This is a genomic window from Asticcacaulis sp., from assembly GCF_027484505.1.
Taxonomy (GTDB): domain Bacteria; phylum Pseudomonadota; class Alphaproteobacteria; order Caulobacterales; family Caulobacteraceae; genus Asticcacaulis.
In genome coordinates this window covers 1-2,681 of sequence record NZ_JAIXSV010000207.1, presented here as the reverse complement: position 1 = coordinate 2,681, position 2,681 = coordinate 1, and the positions used below count along the sequence as shown (strand labels likewise).

Genomic DNA, 2,681 nt, shown 5'->3' with positions numbered 1-2,681 from the left:
TAGGTTCTATTTTGAAACCTTTTTCAACCGTTATGACGCTTTGACGCTTGGGCTCTATTTGGAACCTCAAAAGACAATGATAGCCATGAGTGGACGCGGAAAGTAGGTTCAACTTCGGCCGTTGAGCACGCCCTTTGCGCGGGTTATTCAGAGATTCCCTAGGTGCAATACGGGCAAAAACACCTGGACCGGTTGCGCAGCGATCGCCAAGCAATCTGGGTCACCGTTTCTTCGCGGCCAAGGTCCTGAACCCGAGCACACGGCTGGCTTTTCTGCGTGCCGTCACCGACCTGTCGGTCGTTTCCAGAAGGCCGATGGCTGTCAGCACGCAATTAGATCTGGCCCCTTCACGTCGCCGTACGGGTCGAGGTCACCTTCTTAGTTTCGTGCGGCCGATCGAAGATCTCGATTTCGAACAACGGCGGCGCGCAGGTCCGAATGCCAATCGAACAGACGCGTTGCGACATCACCCCAAACGGCGTCTCAGGTCGCGCTTCGGCGTCTGGCCATCCGGCAGATAGACCGGTCGCGGCGGCTTTTTTTCTGTCGGATCGACAAGCTCAGATCGAACGACTCGGACATCAAGGGGCGCAAGGATGCCTATCCGGATTTGGCCACCCTTGACAGCAACGACCTGCACCTCGATGTCGGCCCCGATCCGGATCTTCTCTCCGGCGCTGCGCGTGAGTATCAGCATGGTTCACCTCCGTGTGAGCTGCGCTTTATTTATGGCACTAGCGCTTCAGAATAGCAACTCGACAAAAAAGCTTCATACAAGCCTGACGCCCCGACTTTAGCCGCACATTACGATCAATGCCGACAGCTTATTAAGTCGCGGCACAGCAGAATAATTAAGGGCAGGCCAGCGATGGGGATGCTGTGATCAGATACAAATCAGGTTGAGCACTGCCGCTTGGTGTTTCGCTTGCCGGATAGCTTCCACGGATTTGGCAAATGTTTAATGAGTCCCGCTAGAACAGCTTCCCGAATAATTTCAATAACGGAAGACTTCCAAATCACAACGGGCTTCTTGCCGTCGCGATGTGCGCGCTGTATTGCATGAACTAGTCCAGCTTCCGTAGCAACCCATCCCCCTGCTGACGGATTTACTAGGCCAAGTTCTTTTAGCAGTAGATTAATGTATGCACCGTGAATGCGCGGCCTGAATAGACTTCCGATATCACTCGGGGTTAAAGATTCACTTATCTCTAACAATTTCTTGTCATTAAAAATTACGCAGAAATCTCGGACCGAGGTATCGGTATTCTTGAATTCAAAGTCATTATATTTTTCGTGTAAGTACCTGCATAGGCCGGCGAGTTCAAACTGACGGGAATCAAGTGCAACTCGTTCAAGAAAAAAAACTATTGAACTTGCTTCTTTAGGGGACGATATTCGGCTTTTGCTAGAATGCTCGATCCATTGCAGTTGATCCGCATGGACAATGTCTTTCAGGGCCAGCAATCCCTGGCGAATCCGATCGAGGAATTCTTTCGCCTCATCCATAGAATTGCATCCCGAAAAGGCCCCGATATTGCCCCAATTAAATAGTCTGCAATCCAAAATATTTAATCACGGTTGGATCTTCGCTGAATAAGTACGGTCCTTGTACAGAATGCTGATTGCGGAGCTTTTGACATTTTTGCATTTCGAAATCACAGCCGTGAAGGCCATGAGGCATCGTTAAATCATGTGAGAAGCACTGGAGACCATCATCGTCTACTGCCCATATAGCTATTTCTGGAACATCAATTAAATTATTGATGTAAAGCCCTTCGCAGTACATTCCAGGTTTCTTCATCAAGTGATTGGTACACGCCGTGTACGGATCCTTAAAGCGCGTTCCTTGCCGCTGTGCTGGCCATTGACGCAAACCATTTTTCATCCAAATGAACCATGCTTTCCTGATATGGTCCGTATCGCAAAGAGAGTGGCTTAAAATGTACATGGCGAGTTGCTTGTCCCAGAACATAATCTCCCGATCTGAATGCTTTTTACCACTGTCAATCATCTTTGACCTCCAGACGCATGGCGTGATGTGAAAACTGCGCGTTGCCTTAGGGGGTCAGTATAAGTCGATTTTGGACTATTTTGGTTGGGTGTTTACCTTCCATGGCCTTGAGACGTCAAGGCTATGCACCCAGATCAGCATCAACAACCGTACGAAGTCTTCCTCGTACTCCTACGTGAAGCGCGAATCCAAGCGGATTTGACTCAGCAGGAGCTGGCGACTCGAATCGGCTGGACCCAAAGCTTTGTCAGCAAATGTGAGCGTGGGGAACGACGTATCGACGTAATTGATCTGATCACCTACCTGGACGGGATCGGTTTTTCCTCGAGCGACTTCGTGGGTACTTTAGTAAATGCTCTGGGAGGGCCACCCGCGTTGGCGGCGTCAACTTCCGTAACGGTGCCTCAAGCGCATCGTCCGACGTTACGCGACTCGAAATAGCCGAGCCGCCGCAGACAGGATTTCACCGTTCGAGCTCAGACCTGTATTTTCGACTAGGGCGACCCCGCGCCCTGCATTCGGCAGCGCCCCGCCTACCGCACGGATGCAACATCCATTGCGCGGCAAGTGTTGCAAAAAAAAAGAAAAAAATATAAAATAATCAAAGATTTGATGGTAAACGCAACGGCCAGTTGACGACATAACCGCGGAAGATCACGGCCGCTGCCTG

Annotated in this window: 4 protein-coding genes; 1 reads left to right on the top strand and 3 read right to left on the bottom strand. The window is 50.4% G+C overall.

The features are described from left to right. Positions 1-466: 466 nt before the first annotated feature. The 3 genes from Q0072_RS12420 to Q0072_RS12410 all read right to left on the bottom strand — a co-directional run bounded on the left by Q0072_RS12420 (position 467) and on the right by Q0072_RS12410 (position 2,011). A complete protein-coding gene (locus Q0072_RS12420; protein WP_298330555.1) occupies positions 467-697 on the bottom strand; it encodes a carbon storage regulator in 231 nt (76 codons plus the stop codon). A 197-nt stretch (positions 698-894) separates the two neighbouring features. Beyond that, positions 895-1,506, bottom strand: a complete 612-nt coding sequence (locus tag Q0072_RS12415; protein WP_298330552.1) for a hypothetical protein — start codon at positions 1,504-1,506, stop codon at positions 895-897. Positions 1,507-1,543: 37 nt separating this feature from the next. Continuing rightward, positions 1,544-2,011, bottom strand: a complete 468-nt coding sequence (locus tag Q0072_RS12410; RefSeq protein WP_298330549.1) for a hypothetical protein — start codon at positions 2,009-2,011, stop codon at positions 1,544-1,546. Between the two features lie 123 nt (positions 2,012-2,134). Between Q0072_RS12410 and Q0072_RS12405 the strand changes: the two genes are divergently transcribed. Beyond that, positions 2,135-2,452, top strand: a complete 318-nt coding sequence (locus Q0072_RS12405; protein WP_298330546.1) for a helix-turn-helix transcriptional regulator — start codon at positions 2,135-2,137, stop codon at positions 2,450-2,452. Positions 2,453-2,681 lie beyond the last annotated feature (229 nt).